The 22,097-nt window shown below is 65.4% G+C and carries 15 protein-coding genes; 7 read left to right on the top strand and 8 right to left on the bottom strand.

The genetic code is table 11. The features are described 5' to 3' along the window. Positions 1-117 precede the first annotated feature (117 nt). Positions 118-438: a quaternary ammonium compound efflux SMR transporter SugE gene (gene sugE, locus JHC57_RS04000; RefSeq protein ID WP_294028754.1), complete on the top strand. Its 321-nt coding sequence runs from the start codon at positions 118-120 to the stop codon at positions 436-438. A gap of 5 nt (positions 439-443) precedes the next feature. On the opposite strand, the gene JHC57_RS03995 is transcribed toward sugE, so the two are convergent. Next, positions 444-983, bottom strand: a complete 540-nt coding sequence (locus JHC57_RS03995; protein WP_294028753.1) for a hypothetical protein — start codon at positions 981-983, stop codon at positions 444-446. 87 nt (positions 984-1,070) lie between these two features. Here JHC57_RS03995 and JHC57_RS03990 point away from each other — a divergent pair, with 87 nt between their 5' ends. Next, positions 1,071-1,904 (top strand): glycoside hydrolase family 16 protein, encoded by an 834-nt coding sequence (locus JHC57_RS03990; protein ID WP_294028752.1) that lies wholly within the window; start codon positions 1,071-1,073, stop codon positions 1,902-1,904. A 79-nt stretch (positions 1,905-1,983) separates the two neighbouring features. On the opposite strand, the gene nagE is transcribed toward JHC57_RS03990, so the two are convergent. The 5 genes from nagE to JHC57_RS03965 form a co-directional block, all read right to left on the bottom strand. Then, positions 1,984-3,660 (bottom strand): N-acetylglucosamine-specific PTS transporter subunit IIBC, encoded by a 1,677-nt coding sequence (gene nagE / locus JHC57_RS03985; protein ID WP_294028751.1) that lies wholly within the window; start codon positions 3,658-3,660, stop codon positions 1,984-1,986. After that, a complete protein-coding gene (gene ptsP / locus JHC57_RS03980; RefSeq protein WP_294028750.1) occupies positions 3,657-6,152 on the bottom strand; it encodes a phosphoenolpyruvate--protein phosphotransferase in 2,496 nt (831 codons plus the stop codon). The genes nagE and ptsP overlap by 4 nt, the downstream gene beginning before the upstream one ends. A gap of 49 nt (positions 6,153-6,201) precedes the next feature. Continuing rightward, positions 6,202-7,368 carry an N-acetylglucosamine-6-phosphate deacetylase gene (nagA, locus tag JHC57_RS03975; protein ID WP_294028749.1) on the bottom strand — a complete coding sequence of 389 codons (1,167 nt, stop codon included), beginning with the start codon at positions 7,366-7,368 and terminating at the stop codon, positions 6,202-6,204. Continuing rightward, positions 7,365-8,402: an SIS domain-containing protein gene (locus JHC57_RS03970; RefSeq protein WP_294028748.1), complete on the bottom strand. Its 1,038-nt coding sequence runs from the start codon at positions 8,400-8,402 to the stop codon at positions 7,365-7,367. The genes nagA and JHC57_RS03970 overlap by 4 nt, the downstream gene beginning before the upstream one ends. 91 nt (positions 8,403-8,493) lie before the next feature. After that, entirely contained in the window at positions 8,494-9,576 is a 1,083-nt protein-coding gene (locus JHC57_RS03965; RefSeq protein ID WP_294028747.1) for a heparan-alpha-glucosaminide N-acetyltransferase domain-containing protein, read from the bottom strand. A 174-nt stretch (positions 9,577-9,750) separates the two neighbouring features. Here JHC57_RS03965 and JHC57_RS03960 point away from each other — a divergent pair, with 174 nt between their 5' ends. From JHC57_RS03960 to JHC57_RS03945, 4 genes are all read left to right on the top strand, one after another. After that, a complete protein-coding gene (locus JHC57_RS03960) occupies positions 9,751-13,035 on the top strand; it encodes a TonB-dependent receptor (RefSeq protein ID WP_294028746.1) in 3,285 nt (1,094 codons plus the stop codon). A 67-nt stretch (positions 13,036-13,102) separates the two neighbouring features. Further along, positions 13,103-14,608, top strand: a complete 1,506-nt coding sequence (locus JHC57_RS03955; protein ID WP_294028745.1) for a tryptophan halogenase family protein — start codon at positions 13,103-13,105, stop codon at positions 14,606-14,608. Further along, positions 14,605-16,068, top strand: coding sequence for a tryptophan 7-halogenase (locus JHC57_RS03950; RefSeq protein WP_294028744.1), 1,464 nt, complete (start codon positions 14,605-14,607; stop codon positions 16,066-16,068). The genes JHC57_RS03955 and JHC57_RS03950 overlap by 4 nt, the downstream gene beginning before the upstream one ends. Then, positions 16,065-17,552: a tryptophan halogenase family protein gene (locus JHC57_RS03945; RefSeq protein ID WP_294028743.1), complete on the top strand. Its 1,488-nt coding sequence runs from the start codon at positions 16,065-16,067 to the stop codon at positions 17,550-17,552. Before JHC57_RS03950 ends, JHC57_RS03945 begins: the two co-directional genes overlap by 4 nt. Here the strand turns inward: JHC57_RS03945 and JHC57_RS03940 are convergent. Further along, complete coding sequence (locus JHC57_RS03940) at positions 17,549-18,286, bottom strand: GntR family transcriptional regulator (RefSeq protein WP_294028742.1); 738 nt, start codon at positions 18,284-18,286, stop codon at positions 17,549-17,551. The two genes, JHC57_RS03945 and JHC57_RS03940, sit on opposite strands and share 4 nt — an antisense overlap. A 101-nt stretch (positions 18,287-18,387) precedes the next feature. Then, positions 18,388-19,332 carry a glycosyl hydrolase family 18 protein gene (locus JHC57_RS03935; protein ID WP_294028741.1) on the bottom strand — a complete coding sequence of 315 codons (945 nt, stop codon included), beginning with the start codon at positions 19,330-19,332 and terminating at the stop codon, positions 18,388-18,390. 198 nt (positions 19,333-19,530) lie between these two features. On the opposite strand from JHC57_RS03935, the gene JHC57_RS03930 reads away from it, so the two are divergent. Further along, positions 19,531-22,089, top strand: coding sequence for a family 20 glycosylhydrolase (locus tag JHC57_RS03930; protein ID WP_294028740.1), 2,559 nt, complete (start codon positions 19,531-19,533; stop codon positions 22,087-22,089). Positions 22,090-22,097 lie beyond the last annotated feature (8 nt).

The raw sequence follows: 22,097 nt of genomic DNA, 5'->3' as shown, positions 1-22,097 counted from the left end.
TGCCGCGCCGCGCCGCTGCTAAAGCTCCGCCGTCCAAAGGAGGCCACGTCCTCGCCCGCGCAAGCTTGCGGGTTTCCAAGTCCGGGACGGCCCGGCAGCCTTTTGCAGGAGGCTGTCATGGCCTGGATTTATCTGACGATCGCCGGAATTTTCGAAGTCGTGTGGGCCTTTGCCATGAAGCAGTCGGACGGCTTCACGCGGCCGGTGCCGACGGCCATCACCATCGTCGCGATGATCGTCAGCTTCGCCTTGCTCTCGCTGTCGATGAAGTCGCTGCCGCTCGGCACCGCTTACACGATCTGGACCGGGATCGGCGCGGTGGGGGCCTTTCTCGTCGGTGTCATGGTCCTCGGCGAACAGGCGAATGCGATGCGTATCGTCGCGGCGCTGCTGATCGTCAGCGGGCTCGTGCTGATGAAGCTGTCGTCGCCCGCCTGATCGGCTCAGTCGGCTTTCATCACGAACGCCGGGCCCAGGTCGATCGTGCGCGCGGCGTCGCCCAGCGTCAGCGCGACATTGGCCCGACCCGCGGGATGCGCCTCGGCGGCGATGCCCTTTATGTGGACGAGCTTCCATTCGCCGGTGATCGCGATGCGTCCCGACACGATCGGCGCATAGGGGGGACTGCTCTGCTGGATCGCGGCGCCAAGGTCGGCGGGACCGTCGGCGCCGCCTTCGGCCAGCCGCACCCAAAGGGCGAGGATCAGCCTGTCGCCCTTCGCGATGCCGCCCTTGATCGGCACCGACGCGCCGATGTCCCACGGGTTCGCGGGTTTGGCGGGGATCGTCACGCGCATCGCGCTGCCGCCCTGCACCGCGGCATCCTTGCGCGCCTTGTGCGTCTGCCCCGCGCCATGGACGTTCCAGCCCGCCGTGGGTTCGTTGAGCATATGCGGCGCGCCGGCTTCCTCCTCGGCAGCTACCGGCGCGACGGCCATGGCGACGGCGACAGCCGGAAAAGCGGCGCGGAATCCGATCATCATGCGTCTCCCCCAAACGACTCGATTGCATGATGTTATAATAACAAATAAGATATCAATCTAATACCAGTTTACCGAGGAGGAGCGACGATGCGGCTGGCGACTGGATCCCTGACCCTGCTTCTCTGCGCGGCACCTTCGCCAACTTCCGCCGACGAACCGGCGAAGGGCAGCTTCCAACTCGTCTGGGCCGACGAATTCGACACCGACGGCCCGCCCGATCCCGCCAGGTGGAGCTGGGACACCCACGCCAACAAGGCGGGTTGGTACAATGACGAGTTGCAATATTACGCCGCCGACCGTCCCGAAAACGCCCGCGTCGAAGGCGGCCGGCTGATCATCACTGCGCGCAAGGAGACGCTCGCGGACCGCGCCGACCACAGTGGACAACGCTATACGTCGGCGCGGCTGATCACCAAGGGCAAGGCGGAATTCACCTATGGCCTGATCGAGGTCCGTGCGAGGCTGCCGTGCGGCAAAGGGTCATGGCCCGCGATCTGGACATTGGGCGCGAACGCTCCATGGCCCGACGGTGGCGAGATCGACATCATGGAACATGTGGGCAAGATGCCGGGCGACGTCTTCGGGACGATCCACAACCGCTCGACCGCGGGCACGTTCGGCAATGGCGGCAAGACGCGCGTCGACGACGCGTGCGATGCCTTCCATGATTATCAGATGCTGTGGACCACGCGCGAAATCCGCATCGCGGTCGATGGCAAACCCTATCACCGCTATGTCAATGCCGGCACGGGTGCGGCGCAATGGCCGTTCGATCAGCCGCAATATCTGCTGCTCAACCTCGCCATCGGCGGCGCGATGGGCGGCGAGGTCGACGATGCGATCTTTCCCGCGCGGTTCGAGATCGATCATGTCCGCGTTTACCGGCAACAGCCGCGCGGCGCGGCTCAGCCCGCCGAATAGCGCGGGAGCGGCGCCCGCCGGGTTCCGGAAGAACTACGGCGAGCGCCAAGGGCAAACGGCGGGAAGACCATCGCCCTGTTCAGATCAGGATGTGACAGACGTCTGGGTGCGGATAGGCGATCCCGCGTGTCAATTGTGCGAGCCGGCCTTCTACGATCTCTTCCGGATCGACGATCTCGACGCGAAACCGGCCATGAAGTGCGCTGACGCTTCGTACATTGCCGTCGCCACCCAGTGCGAGGAGGATGTTGGAAGGCAGCTTAGCGTCAGACGCGGCATTCTTCGGTACCCGGGTCGGCGCAATTCCCACGCCGCCTCCAGCCATCGCGCCGCGGATTTCCTCGGCGACCAGATCGGCGACGGGGCCGAGCACGACCTGCGCCGCCTTTTCGGACGGGCGGACGATGCCGCGCGCGCCCAGCACCGACAGCGCGGCATCGTCGACTGCGGCCTGATCGGCGACGATCAGGCGCAGGCGGGTGGTGCAGGCGTCGACGCTGACGAGATTGGCTGCACCGCCGAGCGCCGCGACGAACGCCTCGCCGCGTGAGCTGCCTGCCGATGCGGTCGCGGTCTCGACGACTGCGCCGCGCTCGCGCCCCGGAGTCATCAGGTCGAAACGGCGGATGAAGAAGCGGAACAGGCCGTAATAAAGTAGGGCATAGACCGCGCCGATCGGCAGCAGCAACCACGGTCGCGTCGCGAGGCTGAAGTTCAGGACATAGTCGAACAGCCCCGCCGAAAAGCCGAAGCCGAGCTTGATGTCCAGCGCGTTCATCAGCGCCATCGACACCCCGGTCAACACCGCATGGATCGCATAGAGCAAGGGCGCGACGAACATGAACGTGAACTCGATAGGTTCGGTCACTCCGGTCAGAAAGCTGGTGAAGGCGAGGGAGAAGAGCATGCCCCCGACGGCCTTCTTCCGCTCGGGCCGCGCCTCGTGATACATGGCGAGGCAGGCGGCGGGCAGGCCGAACATCATCACCGGAAAAAAACCGCTCATGAAGGCGCCGGCGGTCGGATCGCCGACGAAGAAGCGGCGCAGGTCGCCCGTCGCCCCTTCGAAATCGCCGACGACGAACCAAGCGGCATTGTTGATAATGTGGTGCAGCCCGGTGACGATCAGCAGCCGGTTGAGCGCGCCATAGACAAAGAGGCCGATCTCGCCCGAGGCCACGACCGCACGGCTCGCGGCATCGATCGCGCCGCTGATATGCGCATAGCTGTAGCCGACCAGTGCCGCGAGCAGCAGCCCTGCGACTCCGCTGGCGATCGGCACGAAGCGGCGGCCACCAAAGAAAGCGAGATATTCGGGGAGCGCGATCGTCGCGAAGCGATTGTAGAAATGGCCGCCGATCAGCCCCGATATGATGCCGACGGGCACCTCAAGCCGGTCGATGAGCCCTACCGCCCATTGCTTTGCGGTCAATGTCGCCGCCGCTTCGGGAAGCCCCGCGCCAACGTCGGGCGGTGCGACCATGAAGGTCTGCGCGCCGGTCGTGGTGACGAAATAGCAGACCACTCCGGCGAGCGCCGCGGCACCATTGCCGTCGCGCGCGAAGCCGACCGCAACGCCGATCGCGAAGAGAATGCCGAGATTTTCGAAGATCGCGGCGCCCGCAGCCGAGATGAAAGCGATGTCGAGCAGGTCGGGCTGACCGATGCGCAGGAGCAGACCCGCAATCGGCAGCACCGCGATAGGCAGCATCAGCGCGCGACCCAGTGGCTGGAGCGTTTCGAGTACCTTCCTCATCCTCGTGTCTCCTCGAATGCGCGGGCGAGCGCGCGAACCTCGGCCGCCGACTTGCATTGCAGCGCAAGCTCGGCATGCGCGCGCATTTCGGGAAGGGTCAGGGCCCGGACGATCTGCTTCGCTTCGGCGACGAAGCCGGGAACCGCCGACAATTCGGTGACGCCTAGCCCGACCAGGATCGGTAGCGCTGCGGGATCGGAGGCGAGACCGCCGCACACACCGACCCAGCGGCCATGGACCGCAGCTAGGCGGCAGGTTTCGCCGATCATGCGCAGCACCGCGGGGTGCATCGCGTCGACCCCGGCGGCGACCGCCGGGTTGCCGCGGTCCATCGCGAGTACATATTGGGTGAGATCGTTGGTACCGATTGACAGGAAATCGGCCTCGGCGGCGAGCAGGTCGGCGGTCATCGCCGCAGCGGGGGTTTCGACCATCACGCCGACTTCCACAGGCTCCGCGATGCCCATCTCGCCACGCAGCCGGTCGACGTGCGCGCGCACCTGCCTGAGTTCATCGACGCTCGCGACCATCGGGATCATGATCCTGCACTGGCCGGCGGGACGGGTGCGCAGGATCGCGCGGAGCTGCGTATCGAGCAGGTCGGGTCGTGCGAGCGCAACGCGGATGCCGCGCTGGCCGAGCGCAGGATTTTCCTCGGCGTCGATCGGGATATAGGCGGCGGGCTTGTCGCCGCCGATGTCGAGCAGGCGGACGATGACCGGCTTCTCCGCTAGCGCATCGGCGATCTCCTGATAGGCGGTGTGCTGTTCGTCCTCCGAGGGAGCGGTCTCGCGATCGAGAAAGAGAAACTCGCTGCGGACGAGCCCCGATCCTTCGGCGCCCTGTGCCGCCGCCAACTGTGCTTCGTCGACGCTGCCGATATTGGCGAAGAGTTCGATGCGAACACCGTCGGCGCTATGGCAGGCCTCCCTTGCGGCTTGCAGCGCCGCCTCGCGCCGGGCGTCGCGTGCGGCGAGACGCGCCGCGAACGGTTCGGCCTCGGCGGGCGAGGGCGCGGCTGTGACATGCCCCGTCTCGGCGTCGAGCAGCAGCATCGTCCCGTCCTGAATGGCGTCGTCGAGCCCGTGTCCCATCGCGACAAGCGCGGGCAGGCCCATGCCGGCACACAGGATTGCGATGTGCGACGTGGGCCCGCCGCGGATGAGGCAGAGACCCGCGGGCTTCGCTGCCGCCAGCGCGACGAGTTGCGACGGAAACAGATCTTCGGCGACGACGATCGCGCCGGCGGGTATCTCGGCGCCATCGATCAAGGTTCCGGTCAGTGCCCCGAGCATTTGCCGTTCGATGTCGACGAGGTCGTCGATCCGTTCGATCAAATGCGCGTTGCCCGTCGCGCGGATCGCGTCGATCTGGTCGTGGATTGCGCCGCGCCAGGCAAAGCCGGCGCTGTTTCCTGCCACGATCCGGCTTTCAGCGGCCGCGACCAGTTCGGGATCGTCTATCAGCGCGAGGTGCGCCTGCATTACCGCGGCGATGCTGCCGCTCGCTGCATCCGCACGCGCTGCGATCCCGGCGCGAACCTCGCTTCGCGCTTCAAGTAAGGCGGCGCGTTCCCCGGCGGCACCGACGCCTTCGCGCGCGACCACGATTTCGGTCTGCCGCAGCCGCGCTGCCGGTCCCATCGCCAGCCCGGGCGACGCGATCACGCCGCCGATTTGGCCGGCGCGCAGCGGCTCCGTCGCAACCTTCGGCACAGAACGCGGCGCGACCGTCGCTCCTTCGCCCATGTCGGTTGCAAGCAGCGCGACGACCGCGGCCAGTGCCGCCTCGGCATCGTCGCCGCGCGCCCGCACGACCACCTCGTCGCCGAACGCAGTGTCGAGCGCGAGCAGCGCGACCGTGCTCCGCGCGTCGCCACGCCTGTCGCCCTTCACCAGATGCACATCGGCCTCGAAGCCGCGCGCCGCCTCGCCGATCCGCGCGGCGGGCCGCGCATGTATGCCATGCGGCAGAGACAGCGTTACCGTCTGCTCGACCAGCGTTCCGTCATCCGACCGGCGGCGCGCCTCGGCCTGCACCGGCACAAGCGTCATCAGCGTCTCGCACGCGCCCACGGCTGCCTCTGTCGTGCGGCGGCTGATGACAAAGGCCTCGGCATTGGTCACGATTACCGGCGTGATCAGGCTGGTCGCAGCGAGCGCTACGGCGTCGAGGTCGAAGCGGATCAGCGGGTCGCCGCGCGACACCCTGTCGCCGACTGCGACGAGCGGGATGAAGCCTTCGCCCTTCAGCATCACCGTATCGAGCCCGATGTGGATCAATATCTCGGCGCCTTCGGCGCTCCTCAGCGACACCGCATGGCCCGCCTCGTGCAGCGTCGCCACCTCACCATCGAACGGCGCGACGACGGTATCGCCGAGCGGCTGGATCGCGACCCCATCGCCCATCATCCGCTGGGCAAAGACCGGATCGGGGACATCGTCCAGTGTCGTCGCCCACCCTCTGAGCGGAGAGGTGATAATCAGGCTCATCGGTATAATCCCCAAAACTTCCGCCGCTTCTTGTCGTGCGGCTTGTGTATCATTGTGCGGCTTGAGCAAGGTCCGGTGCCGATTCCGAAATGATCCGCCCGCCGATCCAAGTCGCGCGCAGCGCAAGCCTGGGATCGAGCCATACCCAATCTGCCCGCTGCCCCGGCGCGATCGCCCCGATACGATCCTGTAGCGACAGGAAGGCCGCCGGTGTCGCGGTCGCCATCGCCGACACCTCGGGGACGGGCAGGCCGGTGACCTCGACCGTTTTGCGCAACGCTGACGCCATGTCGAGGTGCGTGCCCGCAAGCGTCCCGTCCTCGAAGATGCAGACACCGTCCTTCACTGCGATGCGCTTGCCCTGCAGCGTGAATTCGCCGACATCGGTGCCGACGCTCGGCATCGCATCGGTAACCAGCATGATGCGATCCCTGCCCTTGGCGTGAATAGCGAGCCGGACGACCGCGGGGTGCAGGTGAACGTCGTCGACGATCAGCCCGCACCAAGTGTCGGAATCGAACGCCGCGCCGACCGCGCCGGGATTGCGGTGGTGCAGCGGCGACATCGCATTGAACAAATGGGTGAAGCCCGACAGTCCGGCGGCGATCGCGCGCTGCGCCTCGTCATAGGTCGCATCACTATGCCCTGCGCTGACGATCACGCCGTGGCGAACCAGCGTGCGAATATCCTTCTCGTCGCACAGCTCGGGGGCGAGCGTCAGCATCACGCGCCCGCGATGCGGCGCGGTGAGTGTCGCCAATATATCAGCGTCAAGGCGACGGATGCGATGCGCCTCGTGAATGCCGCGTTTTACCTCGTTGATAAACGGGCCTTCGATATGGATGCCGACGACGCCAGGCACACCTTGCGCGATCGCCGCATCGACCGCAGCGAGCGCCGACGCGATCTGCGCCGGCGTGTCGCTGATCAGCGTCGGCAGGAAGGCGGTGGTGCCGAAACGCGCATGCGCGGCGCCGATCGCGGCGATCGCCTCGACATCGACCTGGTCGTTGAACAGCACCCCGCCGCCGCCATTGACCTGCGTGTCGACGAAGCCCGGCAAGAGCCAGCCGCCGCCAAGGTCGATCTCGAAATCGGCACGACCGGTGCCAGGCGCCGACACCGTGGCGACGGCGCCATCGGCGATCGCGATATCCGCCGCGTTGACGGCGCCGCCCGGCAGTGCGACCCGGCCGTTGTGGAAACGAAAGATCATAAAGTCTCGGTAACCTTGTTGAGGTGCGGAGGCGAGTCGGGGTCGCAGCCGCGCGCGAGCCCGAGCGCGCTCGCCATGCGGTAGAAGCTCTGGATCGTCAGGATCGGCTCGATCGCGGGATGCGCCGCGATTGCGGGCAGGTCGCCGCCAGCCGGATCGGCGAGCAACACGGTTGCGCCGCGGCCGCGGAATTCGTCTGCGGTGCTGCGCACGCTCGCCGCGGCGCGGTCGCTGCCGCCGAACGCCAACACGTGAAATGCGTCGTCGACGATCGCCATCGGGCCATGGCGCACTTCGGCGGCGCTGAAGCTTTCGGCATGGAGCGCCGATGTTTCCTTGAACTTGAGCGCGGCTTCCTGCGCGACGCCGAGGCCATAGCCGCGGCCTAGCACGAACAAATTTGTCGCGCCCTGAAACGACGTGACCGCGGGCGACCAGTCGAGCGCGAATGCTTGCGCGAGCTGTTCGGGAAGAGTGGTGAGCGCGCTTTCAAGCGCATCGTCCTCGGCCCACGCCGCGACCAGCGCGGCGATAGCTGCCAGCGAGGCGATATAGGATTTTGTCGCCGCGACGGAACGTTCGACTCCCGCCGATAGCGGAATCACGATGTCGGCGAGGCCCGCGAGCGGCGACACTCCGGCGTTGACAAGCGCGACGACAAAGGCGCCGGCGTCGCGCTGCTGTTCGACGGCGGCAAGCAGGTCGGGGCTTTTGCCCGACTGCGACACTGCGAGGCACAGCCGGTTTCCGACGACCGCGGGTGCGTCATAGAGCGACGCGATCGACAGCGCGGCCGACGCTGTAGGCGTACCCGCCTTCGTCTCGATCAGATATTTGGCGTAAGTGGCAGCATGGTCCGAGGATCCGCGCGCGCATGTCACGACCGCCGCGGGCGGCGAGGCGCGAAGGCGCTGGCCGATCTGCGTGAAGGCGTCACGATTCGCGGTCAGCATCGTGGCAACTGCCGCCGCCGCCTCCCCGGCTTCCCGCTCCATCAGCGTCTGTCGTCCGTCTACTGCGGCGCTCGGTGTCATTCATCTGTCTCCGGATCGGATGACGTAGCGGCATCCGATGCATTGGTACTATATAGGTTATATATGTCTCATCAAGGGGTATGTTCGGCGATCAGATTTTGATGATCCAACCCTTGCTGTGCAGCCATTCCATCACACCCCAGATCAGCAGCATGTAGATGAGGATCGGGAGCAGCGACGCAACTGGATCGCCCAGCGTCTCGCGCAGCGCGCGGAAGGGCAGCAGCAACAGATCCCACGTCACGACTCCGGCTGTGATCTGGTGCAGCGTATAGGCGGCAATGGCGTTGGTGCCGAAGGCGAGCATGGCAGTCGCTCCGATTCCCGGAGCGCGGCCCTCGCGGTCAAGCCCCTGGTGGAGCAGCGCGAGCGCGAGCACGGTGATCCCGCTGGTGACGAGTACGAAGCTGCTCGACCAGATATCCTTGACGATCGGGAACGCGAGACTCCATGCGCCGCCCACGACGAGCATCGCCGCGCCGATCATTGCCAGCTCGCGCGCCGCCGTGCCCTCGCGGCGGATCAGCATTTCGCCGATCGCGACCCCGATCAGCCCCTGCGCGATCGCGGGCAGGGTGCCCAATATACCCTCGGGGTCATAGCCTTGGGGTCCTTTTACATAGAGGTGGTTGTCGAGCAGAAGCCGGTCGACCGACGCGACGAAATTATGCCCGCGGACCCAGATATCGGTCCCGACGCCGTCGAGCGAGGGGAGCAGGGCCAAAGGCCAATAGACGGCGAGCATGGCGGTGATCGCGATCATCCGCGCGCGCGGCCCGATCAGCAGGAACAGAAAGGCGCAGGCGCAATAGATGAGCCCGATTCGTTGCAGCACCCCGAACAGGCGCCAGTCGCCCGAGGCAAAGCTGGTGAACCAGTACAGATTGCTGAGGATGAAACCCAGAAGCAGCAGGCGGGCAGTGCGGCCGAGGATATGGCGCCGCTGCGCCGAATCGAGCTTCGCCTCACGCATCGAAAAGGGGATCGCGATGCCCACCATCGTCAAAAAGCCTGGAAAAACAAGGTCGGCGAGCGTGAGGCCATCCCAGCTGACATGGAGAAGGATCGGCGCAACATTCGCTTCCGCGCCATATTTCATCGCCGCAGCGGAATTCACCAGAATCATTCCGGCGACGGTCAGCCCCCGGAGCACATCGAGTGAAATCAATCGCATGGCTTTGTCTCTCCCGTTGTCGCCGTCCCCGGCGCGTCCTCTTGGCTCTGCCATAAATTTGCAATGGACAGCGCCTTGGATTTGTAGTCTATTGGTAATATTCCAAAGACGCAATTGGTCTTATATGGATTGTGGGAAGGCAATCTGGACCGGACGGGATGGGGGGAAATCATAATGGTTAAGGGGCCTGCCAAGACAAACGGGATTCGCCGAGGTCTGCTTCACAGCATCTGCGGAGCGGCGCTTTCGAGCGCGATGATCCTTCCCGCCGCGGCGCAGGAAAGCCCTGCGCCGGCATCGGCCGACGAGGAAAATGCGGACGACATCGTCGTTACCGGTATTCGCGCCAATCTCGAATCAGCGCAGAACCGGAAACGTAACGCCGACACGGTCGTCGATTCGATCACCGCCGAGGACATCGGGTCCTTCCCCGACAAGTCGGTCGCCGAGGCGCTCCAGCGCGTGCCCGGCATCACCGTGATCCGTTTCGCCGGTACCGATGACACGTCGCACTTCTCGGCCGAGCCGTCCGGCGTCATCATCCGCGGTCTCAATCAGGTCCGCTCCGAATTCAACGGTCGTGATACCTTCAGCGCGAACTCGTCGCGCGGCCTGTCGTGGCAGGACATCTCGCCCGAATTGCTCGGCGGCATCGATACCTACAAGAACCAGACCGCCGACCTGATCGAGGGCGGGATCGCCGGCACCGTCAACCTGCGTACCCGCTTGCCCTTCGATCAGGATGGCCGCCTGATCTCGATTTCGATCAAGAACACCTATGGCGATATCGCCAAGAAATCGACGCCCGAAATCTCCGGCATCATTTCAAACCGTTGGGAAACGGGCATCGGCGAGATTGGCCTGATGCTCAACGGCGCCTATTCGCATGCCATCACCGCGAGCCAAGGCGTCCAGTTCGACCGCATGGGCATCTTCGACGGGGCGTTCGACACCGATGGAGACGGCGCGCTGAATGCGGGCAAGACCTACGTTCCCGGCGGCATCTATCTGCGCGAAAATGAATATGACCGGAAACGCTATGGCGTTGCGGCGGCGTTCCAGTGGCGGTCGACCGATGGATCGATGGAACTGACCGGACAATACAACCGGTCGCAATATAACAACAGCTGGCGCGAATACTCGGTGCTGTCCGCGGCGCTTATCCCCGATCTCTACGGCAAGCCCAGCGATTTCGTCTATGGCGATGCGCTGCAGGTCAGCCCGCTGGCGGGGGTCGCCAATCCCTATGCCACGGGCGCGGTCCGTGACCGTTTCACTTTCGATGACGACGGCAATTTCCTGTCGGGTTGGTGGACGCAGCCGACGGGCTATCACGGCGATTTCCCGGGTGACAATGCGGGCTATGGCCTCAACGAGGATGGCGAGCCGTTCTTCGCCCAATGCTATTCGTGGGAGGCGTCCTGCGCCAGCCCGCGCAAGGCGCCGCACGTTGATACGGCAGCCAACGCCTTGCGCAACAAGCAGATCACACAGGATTTCGGCCTCAATCTCCGCTGGGACGTGAACGACCGGCTGCGCGTGACGCTCGACGGGCAATATGTGGACGCCAGCGTCAGCAACTACAACGCATCGGTGACGACGCGCAGCTATGCGAACACCTTCGTCGATCTGACCGGCGAATATCCGCGGCTCGAGTTCATTCCGACGGTTGCGAACAATATCAACCTGTCTTTGGGCGGCCTCAACAACGCGAACAATTACCACTATTACGCGGTCACCGATCACACCGAGGACAGCGACGGCAAGGAAGTCGCGCTCCGCGCCGATGTTGAATATGATGTCGATTCGGGGTGGCTCGACGCGATCAAGGTTGGCGCGCGCTATGCCGACCGCGACCAGACGGTGCGGTGGGGTGCGTATAACTGGGCGAACATCTCCAATAACTGGACGAATACCCAGGCATCCTATTTCAACGTCGATAAGCCGGTTTACGGCGTGAACGGCTACCAGACCCACACGTTCGATCGAAGCTTCTTCGCGGGGAGCCAGACCAACCAGCATTCGTTCGTCTTTTTCAACATGGACAAGCTGGTGAACCGCGAGGATCTCGCCAGCACGCTGGGACGGCCGACGATCGGTGTCGGCGAATATTATCCGGTTTGCTCGGGCGCTGGATATCGCGCCGGCGAAACGATCGAAGGCGACTACGGCTGCTATCTGCCGAGCGAGGTGCACAAGGTAAGCGAGCGCACTGTCGCGGCCTACGCGATGGCGAAGTTCGGCGGGGACGGCCTTGCGATCGGTGGTATCGGCATTTCGGGCAACCTTGGCGTCCGGCTTGTATGGACCCGGGACAAGACGCAGGGCGCGACGACTTTCGCCAACCCGTTCACCCCAGATCAACTGGTCTGCGACCGTTCGACGCCGCCACCGCCCGCTACGCCAACCGCGACGGCCGGTTGCGTCATCACGGCGGCGGAGATCGCGTTCAACGACGGCGGGATCGTCGCGGACACGTCCAACGATAACCATTTCCACGCGCTGCCCAGCTTCAACGTCAAGTTCGACCTGACCGACAAGCTGGTGTCGCGCTTCGCCTACTCGCGCGCGATGTCGCGGCCCGACTTCGGGTTGTTGCGGAACTATCTGACGATCAATCGCCTGTCGCCCAATCTGAACGATCCGTCCGACCCCAATGTCACACGCAACGCGGCGGGCGAGGCGATCGCTTACGATTGGCAATATACCGGCACGTCGGGCAATCCCGGACTCAAGCCGATGACGGCCGACCAGTTCGACCTGACCATGGAATATTACATCGCGCCGGCTGCATCGGTGACGGTCACCGGCTTTTACAAGAAGTTCTACGACTATATTCAGGCGGGGCAGTTCAATCTGTCGATCACCAACAATGGCGTGACCGAGGATGTTCGCCTCAACCGACCGGTCAATGGCGACGGCGCCAAAATCTACGGTTTCGAAGCAGCCTTCCAGACCTTCTTCGACTTCCTCCCGGCGCCGTTTGACGGCTTCGGAATCCAGACCAACTACACTTATGTGAAGAACAGCGGGATCGAGACGGTCAATCTGACCAACGAGACCGCCGGCGGGACGGCGGGCGGTGGCATCACCTACGAAAACAGCACGGTAAAACCCGATGCGCTCGAAGGTATTTCGAAGCACAGCTACAACCTCGTCGGCATGTTTGAAAAGGGCCCGGTATCGGCGCGCGTCGCCTACAACTGGCGCTCGAAATATCTGGTGACCGCGATCGATTGCTGCGTGGGTTTCCCGATCTGGCAGAAGAGTACGGGCTATCTCGACGCATCGCTTCGCCTCCGCGCGACCGATCGCCTCGAATTCGTCCTCGAAGGCACCAACCTGCTCGGTACCGACACGGTCCTGATGCAGCAGGTGGATTCGGATGGCCTGCTCAAACCGAATGCCTGGTTCAAGAACGACCGGCGCTACCAGTTCGGCGTGCGGCTCAACTTCTAAAGGGGGAGCGGTGTCGGCCCTGTCACGGGGCTGGCGCCTGCTTTCTGTTGCGCTAAGCTAGGTCGCCATGGGGGATCGGTTCGAACTGGTGATTGTCGGCGGCGGGACCGCAGGGTGGATGTGCGCTGCGGCGTGCGCGGCCAAACTCGATCCCGTGCATTTCCGCGTCCGCCTCGTCGAATCCGAGGAAATCGGCACCGTCGGCGTCGGCGAAGCGACGCTGCCACAGATGAAGGATTTCAACGACTTCCTCGGCCTCGACGAAGCTGAATTCATGAAGGCGACGCAGGCGAGCTTCAAGCTCGGCATCGAATTCGTTAACTGGGGGCGCGAGGGTGACCGCTACATTCACCCGTTCGGCACCTTCGGTCGTCCGATCGGCGAAGCCGATTTCTTCAGCTACTGGATCCGGGCGCACCGCGCCGGCACCGCGGCACCGCTGTTCGACTATTGCTTCCCTATCGTCACAGCGCGGCAGAACCGCTTCATGCTGCCGAACGGTGACGCGGGCGACGTCTGCAACGCCTTCGCCTACGCCTATCATCTCGATGCTTTTCTCTATGCCCGCTATCTGCGCGGCTGGGCCGAGGCTCGCGGGACCGAGCGCGTCGAGGGGCGGGTCGTCGAGGTTGAGCAGGACAACGAAAGCGGCGACATCGCCGCGGTCAAGCTCGCCTCGGGCGTGCGCATCGCGGGCGACATGTTCGTCGACTGCTCGGGTTTTCGCTCGCTGCTTCTCGGACAGACGCTCGGCGTCGGTCTCGAGGACTGGTCGCACTGGCTGCCCTGCGACAGCGCGCAGGCGGTGCCGTCGGTCCGCTCGGCCGACTTCACGCCCTACACCCGCTCGACGCGGCGCAAGGCGGGCTGGCAATGGCGCATCCCGCTCCAGCACCGCACCGGCAACGGCTACGTTTATTCGAGCGCGGATATCTCGGACGACGAGGCCGCGACCACCCTGCTCGCCAATCTCGACGGCGAGGCGCTCGCCGACCCGCGCTTGCTGCGCTTCAGTGCGGGCAAACGCGAACGGGCATGGGCGAGGAATTGCATTGGCATGGGGCTCGCGGGCGGCTTCCTCGAACCGCTCGAATCGACCAGCATCTACCTCGTTCAGATGGCGATCATGCACACGCTGACGCTGATGCCCGCGGGGCGCGCGATCGATCCTGCCTTACCCGCCGAATTCAACCGCGTGATGGAGGTCGAATATGACCGCATCCGGGATTTCCTGATCCTCCATTATGTCGGGAACGAACCCGACGCCCCTCTGTGGCAGCGCGTGACGGCGATCGACATGCCCGATACGCTCGCGGGCAAGATCGAACGTTTCCGCCATCGCGGCTATATCGAGGCTTATCGCGACGGGCTGTTCGGTCCACCGAGCTGGCAGGCGGTGTTCATCGGGCAGGGGATCGAACCGCGCGCCGCCGATCGGCTCGCCGATGTGCTGCCCGCGGCGACCGTGGACGAGCGGCTGTCGAGCTTTGCCGCGGCCATTGCCGACGCCGCGGCGATGGTGCCCTCGCACGCCGATTTCATCGCATGCTATTGCCCGGCGCCCGCGCCATGAGCAATTCGGTGCAGCGCGTCGTCGTCTATGGCGGCGGAATTGCAGCGGCGATGGCTGCGCTCGCGGTTTGCCGCGCCTATTCGCGGCTGGGTACCGATATCGTCTGGGTCGACACCGGCGAGGTGCCCGTACCGCACGCCGCGCTGATCGCGCCGCCCGACCTTGCGACCTTTCACCGTCTGCTCGGCATCGAAGGAACCGAGCTGGTCCGCCATGCCGCCGCGACAATCGCCATGGGCCAACAGTTCGCCGGCTGGTCAGGCGGCGACGACGCCTTTCTCCATGCTTATGGCGACGCGGGCAGCGCCTTCGCCGACCTGCCCTTCGTTCAGCACTGGACACGTGCGCGACAAGCGGGGCTGCGCGTCGGGCTTGAGGATTTCTGCCTCGCTGCCGTCGCCGCCAAGCAGGGCCGCACCGGCGTGCCGCACGAGACCGCGACGCGGCAGGCGGTCAAGGCGGGCTGGCACCTCGACGCAGCCGGCTATACCGGGCTGCTGCGCGCGGCGTGCGAGCAGGCCGATGTCCGCATCCTTGCCGGGGCGGAAGCTATTCCCCATGTCGGCGGATCGGGCCTCGATCGGATCGAACTCGCCTACGGTGAAGTGCTGGATGCCGACTTGTTCGTCGATGTCCACGGCGCGCTGATCGCCCGCGTCGATCCTGACGACCGCGCCGTGCGCGCCGGCTTTTGCGACCGCATCATCCGCGCCTCGACGTCTGCCTTCGATCCGCTGCCGCTCTACAGCCGCGTTGCCGCGCACCCCGCCGGCTGGCTGACGATGATCCCGCTCGCGAACCGGACCGCAATCGAATTCGCCTATGACGGCCGGTTGTTGCCCGACGCTGACGCCCCCGTCGCATTGGCCGCCGCCCTTGGACGCCCTGTCGACGCCGCACCGCCAGCGTCGCTCGCCGCCACCGCGCGCGCGCGCGCGTGGGTCGGCAATGTCGTCGCTCTGGGCCCGGCATCGGGTACCGCGCCACCGCTCGATGGTGCCGAGCTGCTGCTGCTCCAGCTTGGCATAGCGCAGCTCGTCCTCTTGTGGCCGATCGATCGCGCTGCGATGCCGGAGGCTGATATCTACAGTGAGGAAATGGCGGGCACCCGGGCGCGCGTGATCGACTTTACCGCGCAGCATTTCCGCCTCAATACCCGCACCGAGCCCTTCTGGGATGCCGCGCGCGCCGCGCCGGTCTCGACCGAGCTCACTGCCAAGATAGACCTTTTTGCCGCGCGCGGCATGTTCGCGCATTTCAATCACGAGGCGCACGTCGAGGATAGTTGGGCGCTCGTGATGGCGGGGCATGGCGTGATCCCGCGCAGCTTCGACCCGCAGGCGCTGCTGGTCGAGGATCGGGTGCTGATGACCGAATTCCAGCGCCAGCTCCGCGCCATCGCGGGCGATGTCCACGCGATGGAGACGCACGCCGAAGCGCTCGGGCGGATGCGCGGATGAGCGCACGCGCGCGCGCCGTCCGGCGCATCGTCATCGTCGGCGGCGGCAGCGCGGGCTGGATGACCGCTGCGGCGCTTGGACGCGCGCTTGCGGGGCAACCGCACCGCATCACTCTCGTCGAATCCGAGGCGATCGAAACCGTCGGCGTCGGCGAGGCGACGGTGCCCCCGATCCACGAATTCAACCGCTATCTCCGCCTCGATCAGGCCGAGTTCCTGCGGGCGACGCACGGGACGATCAAGCTCGGTATCGAGTTCGCGGGCTGGGGCGGGGCGGGGCACCGCTATTTCCACCCGTTCGGCTATCTCGGCATCGAAATGTCGGGCATCCATTTTCACCATCATTGGCTCCGCCATCTGGCCACGGGCGGCGACGCCGATCACGGCCCCTATAATCTCGAAACGATGGCCGCGCGGGCCGGCCGGTTTGCCCCCGCGACGCGCCACGGCCCCGTGCATCACGCGGTCCATTTCGATGCTGCCGCCTACGCTCGCTTCCTGCGCAACTATGCTGAGGACAAGGGCGTCGCGCGGATCGAGGGCAAGGTCGCCGACGTCCGTCTCGATCCTGAGGACGGCTTCATCACCGGGCTTGGGATGGATGATGGCCGCACGATGGAGGGCGATCTCTTCGTCGATTGCTCGGGCTTTCGCGGGCTGCTCATCGAAGGCGCGCTCCGGACGGGTTATAGCGAATGGAGTCACTGGCTGCCGTGCGACAGCGCGGTGGCGATGCCCTCGCATGGCGCGGCCGAACCCGCACCCTTCACCCGCTCGACCGCACGCGAGGCCGGCTGGCAATGGCGCATCCCGCTCCAGCACCGCGAGGGCAATGGCTATGTCTATTCGAGCGCGCATCTGGAGCACGACAAGGCTGAGGCGCTGCTCCGTTCACGCCTTCCCGACGCGCCGCTCGCCGATCCCAACCGGCTCCGCTTCGTCGCGGGGCATCGCAAAGCGATCTGGAATCGTAACTGTGTCGCGATCGGGCTCGCGGGCGGCTTTCTTGAACCCTTGGAATCGACCTCGATCCATCTCATCCAGACAACGATCATCCGGTTACTGGCACTGCTGCCGCGCGACACGATCGATCCCCGTATCGTTGCGCGCTTCAACCGTGATGCCCTGCACGAATATCGTACGGTCCGCGATTTCGTGATCGCACATTATGCGCTCGCGAATCGCGAGGATACGCGCTTCTGGCGCGACGTCGCCGCGGCGGGCATGCCCGATACGCTCGCCGAACGGATCGAAGCGTTCCGCGCCACCGGCAATATCCTCTTCGAACCCGGCGACCTGTTCGGGCCGACGAACTGGTATGCGGTGCTGACCGGGCAGGGGGTGTGGCCGCAGAGCTGGCATCCGATCGCCGACGGCCTGTCCGGCGCCGACCTCGCTTCGCGCTTGGCGGCGTTGCGCGGCCGGGTCGCGGAGCAGCTCGCCGAACTGCCCCCGCATGTGGAATTTCTGCGCCGGCTAGCTTAGCTGTTCAGCTCCGCCACCACGTCATAGGCGTCGCCGCGATAGAAGCTCTGCGTGAATTCGGCGGTGCGCCCGTCGGCCAGAAAGCCCCGCCGCTCGATGAAAAGGCCGGGCGTGCCCGGCTCGATCTCCAGCATCTCGGCCTGCTCGGCTGTTGCCGCGATCGCCCGAAGCCGCTGCAGGGCGCGCACGGGCAAATGCCCGGCGGCTTCCAGCGCCTCATAGAGCGACGCGCCCACGGCGTCGACCGAGGGGAGGCAATATGCGGGGATCGTGGCAATCTCGAGCGCCATCGAGGTGTCGTCGGCGTAGCGGATGCGGTGGAAACGGTAGACCAGCGAGCCCGGCGACAGGCCGAGCGACAGCGCTTCCTCCGGCGTCACGGCACCCGTGGTCCTGCTCACCCATTTGCTGTGCGGCTTGCGCCCGCGCGACACCATGTCTTCGGAAAAGGAGGTGAGTTTCGAAAAGCTCTTCTCGACCCGCGGCCGCGTGACGAAGGTTCCGGCGCCGCGACGCCGCGTGACGATCCCGTCGCCGACCAGCCCGTCGATCGCCTTGCGCACCGTGATACGCGAGACGTCGAATTCCTCGGCCAGGTCGCGCTCGGTCGGGATGGCCTCCTCGGCCTTCACGATCTGCCCTTCGATCGCGTCGCGCAGGATTTTCTGCAGCTGCAGGTAAAGCGGTGTCGGATCGTCCTTCTGGAGCGGACCCACGCGTTCGATCAGTGACAAGGATGATGCTCCACACGATTTCCCCGGCAAGGCCGGTCGATAAGACCAGCCTTAGCGCAGCATGTGTTGCATTGGTATCCTCGCGTCAACCTTGTTGCGACTTATTCGCGCGAAAGCCCCCGCCGGATTGCCTTGGTCAGCGCGTGATCGGGACTGTCCTGCGACAATTCCCATACCATCACGCCGCCTGCCTTTTCTGCGGCCAACCGCGATTTTTTCTCGATCGTCGCGGGGCTGTTGTGCGTGATGTAGCGACACCCGCCGCACAGTTCGCCGATCACATCGGCTTTGGTCGCATTTATGCCCTGTGCGCTCGCAAGGTCGCGATAGGACCAATTTTCCTTCTCGCCGCCGAATCCATATCCATAAAAGGGTACGCCGAGTATGAGTCGCTCGCGCGCGACGCCGCGTGCAAGCCACAGGTCCAGATCGCGTGCCGCCATCGCATAGCTGCTGTGCTCGGTGCCTGCCTGACCCCAACTCGGCCCGATCGCGTCATAGGACATCACGTTGACCAAGTCGAACCAGGCGATCGAGTCCACCGGGATCATCCCGCCGTCATAGGATGCGGTGGAGCAGGTCAGCAGCTTGCCGCGTGCCTTCATCGCTTCGGACAGCGCCGCGATGAACGGCGTATAGTCGCCCGCGCGGTCGATCTCGGTCAGCAACTGCCCCTCGATGTCGATATCGACCCCGTCGAGTCCGAGCGTGTCGGCCATTTCGACGAGCGCCGCGACCGTCGCCGCGCGTCGCTGGGGCGTTAGCAGCGCCCTCCAGTCGCCCGAGCAGCCTGGAATCACTCCGCCCGCGGTCGAAATCAGCACCTTCGCGCCGTTCGCCCGCAATCGCGTCACCGTCTTTCGCAGCGCCTCGACTGACAGGTTGGCGCCAGTCTCGTCACCCATGCACGTCATTCGTCCCTCGCGGGTGAAGCGCCCGTCCGCGTCGGGGTTGGCGAAGGACAGGTTGTAATGGGTGAAGGCCGAAAGGTCGGTGCGCGCGATCGACAGGTCGAGCCCCTTGAACGCGGCGAGATAGCCGACCACAACGGGACGCCGCTCGTCCGCCCGGGCGGAAAGAGACAATACTAATGTAAAACCAATCAGAATTGACGCGATGAGGCGAAAAGCGCGAATATCCGTCATTTCTCAGTTTTTCCCTCAATTCCGGCCAAGCCGAAAGGCGTTGACCTACCCGATACCACATGACAAATCAGATACAAATTGTCGAGCGGGAGAAATTTGATGCGGGCTGCGGGGTGGATCACGATGGCGATGGCGGCGCTCGCCGCGCCGCAGGCGCCGGCGGCCGAAACGGGACCGCAAGCGTCGCTCGACCGCCTCGCCGACACGCTCGGCTACCGCCTCACGATGGTCGACAACGGCCCGACCTGCCCCGCGGGGATCGACGGCTGTTTCCTCACGACGATCACGCTCACCGTGCCCGAAACGCTTCCCGCGCACGTGCCGACCAAGGGGTTCGCGCTCTATTTCAGCTTCGTGAACCGGCTACCGCTCGTCGAAAGCGACATCTTCGTGCACCGGCTGATCAATGGCGACGTCCAGCAACTGACGCTCAAGCCCGGCGCAACGCTGCGTCCCGGCGCCAGGCATGAGATCAGGCTTTGGGGCATCGGCTCGAACTTCTCGAAGGCGTTCGGCATGCCCAATGCCTATCTCGTGGCCGACGGGCTCAAACCGCGCACGATTGCCGCGACGCGCCCCGTGATCGACCCTGAAACCGGCCTCGAAATCTTGCCCTTCGTGGCGCCGATGACCGACGAGGCGAAGCTCGCGACCAAGAGCGACGCCGACAAGACGCGCTGGCTCACCGCCGAACGCGCTTTCGATGTGCAGGCCGCGCGGCTCGCGCCCGAAGCGAAGGGTGTCGTCATCCTGCCGAAGCCGGCAAAGGCGGTGCAGGGCGAGGGCAAGGCGATCGACCTGACTCGCGGCGTTGCGCTCACCCTGAATGGTGTCGAACGTAGTGCGGTCGCCCCCGCGCTTGCCGCGCTGGGTGTTCCCGAAGGCGCGCTTCCGCTGACGATCCGTATCGATCCCGTTGCTTCGGCGAAGCCCGAATCCTATATCCTCGATGCCAAGCCTTCGGGCATAGCGATTGTCGCACACGACGCTGCGGGGGCCAGCCACGCGCTGCGCTCGCTCGCGCAGCAGGCGGCCTTCGAGAAGGGCAAGCTCACCCCGCTCCGCGTCGAGGACGCCCCAGAATATGGCTTCCGCGGTCTCCACATCGACCTCGGCCGAAACTTCCACGGCCGCGACGAGATTCTGAAGCTCATCGAGGCGATGGCGAGCTACAAGCTCAACAAGCTCCATCTCCACCTCGCCGAGGATGAAGGCTGGCGTATCGAGATTCCGGCGCTCCCCGAACTCGCCGAGATCGGCTCGAAACGCTGCCATGACCCGTCCGAGCAGACCTGCATCCTGCCGCAGCTCGGCGCGGGGCCCGACGGCGTCGGCGGCGTCAACGGCTATCTCTCCACCGCCGACTATGTCGCGATCGTCCGGGCAGCGGCGGCGCGGCAGATCGAGGTGATCCCGTCGATCGACATGCCGGGCCACAGCCGCGCGGCGATCAAGGCGATGGAGCTCCGTCATGCGCGGCTGTCCGCCGCGGGCAAGAAGGCTGAGGCCGACGAATATCGGCTGATCGACCCCGCCGACACGACCGAATATCGCAGCATCCAGAATTACAGCGACAATACGCTCAACGTCTGCTTGCCCGCGACCTACCGCTTCGTCGATACCGTCGTCGACGCGCTGGCCGCGATGCACCGGCAGGCCGGGGTTCCGCTCAGAACCTTCCACCTCGGCGCCGACGAGACCGCGGGCGCGTGGGTCAAGTCGCCCGCGTGCAAGACGATGATTGCCGGGAATGGCGGCGATGCGGGCAAGCTGACCCCGCGTTTCATCGAACGCGTGACCGCCAGCCTCGCCGCCAAGGGACTGCGCGCAGGCGGCTGGAGCGACGGCATGGGTCACACCGAAACGGCCGCAATGCCGAAGGAGCCGCATATGGTGCAGACCAATATCTGGGGCGTGCTCCACACCGGGGCGATCCGCGAGGCGCACGACCAGATGAACCGCGGCTGGGACGCCGTGCTGTCGATCCCCGACCTCGGCTATTTCGACATGCCCTATGCGCCGCACCCCGACGAAGGCGGCTACGACTGGGCTTCGCGCGGCGTCGATCCGTATCAGGTCTATGGCTTCATGCCGGGCAATCTGCCCGCCAACGCGGCGACGATCCGCAACATCCACGCCGAGGGCAAGTCGATCGAGGACAAGCCCGCTCTCCAGCCCGGTCACCGCGTCGCCGGACTGCAGGCCCAGCTCTGGAGCGAGACGATCCGCACCGACGCGCAGGTCGATTATATGCTCTTCCCGCGCCTGCTCGCACTCGCCGAGCGGGCGTGGGCTCCGGCGCCATGGACTCCCGCCTATCAGGCCGGCGCGACATACGAATGGGGCGACAGCCGCGTCGACGCCGCAAAGCTCAAGACGGGCTGGCAGGATTTCGCCGGCCGCGTCGCCGCGCAATTCCCGATGCTGGAAAGGATCGGCGTCGCCTACCGCGTCGCGCCGCCGGGCGCGTGCATAGTCGGCGGCAAGCTGGAGGCGAACAGCATGTTCCCCGGCACCGCGATCGAATATCGTATCGGTGATGGCGCCTGGACGCGTTATGCCGGGCCGGTCGCGGTCGACGGCGCGGTCGATCTGCGCAGCCGCTCGGCCGACGGCAAGCGCGCCAGCCGGACGGTGCGGGTCGAACCCGCCCGCTGAGGGCAGGG

Origin of the sequence: Sphingopyxis sp., assembly GCF_016463645.1 — a bacterium.
Taxonomy (GTDB): Bacteria; Pseudomonadota; Alphaproteobacteria; order Sphingomonadales; family Sphingomonadaceae; genus Sphingopyxis.
The sequence above is the reverse complement of the archived record's forward strand: the minus strand, read 5'-3'. Positions and strand labels throughout refer to the sequence as shown.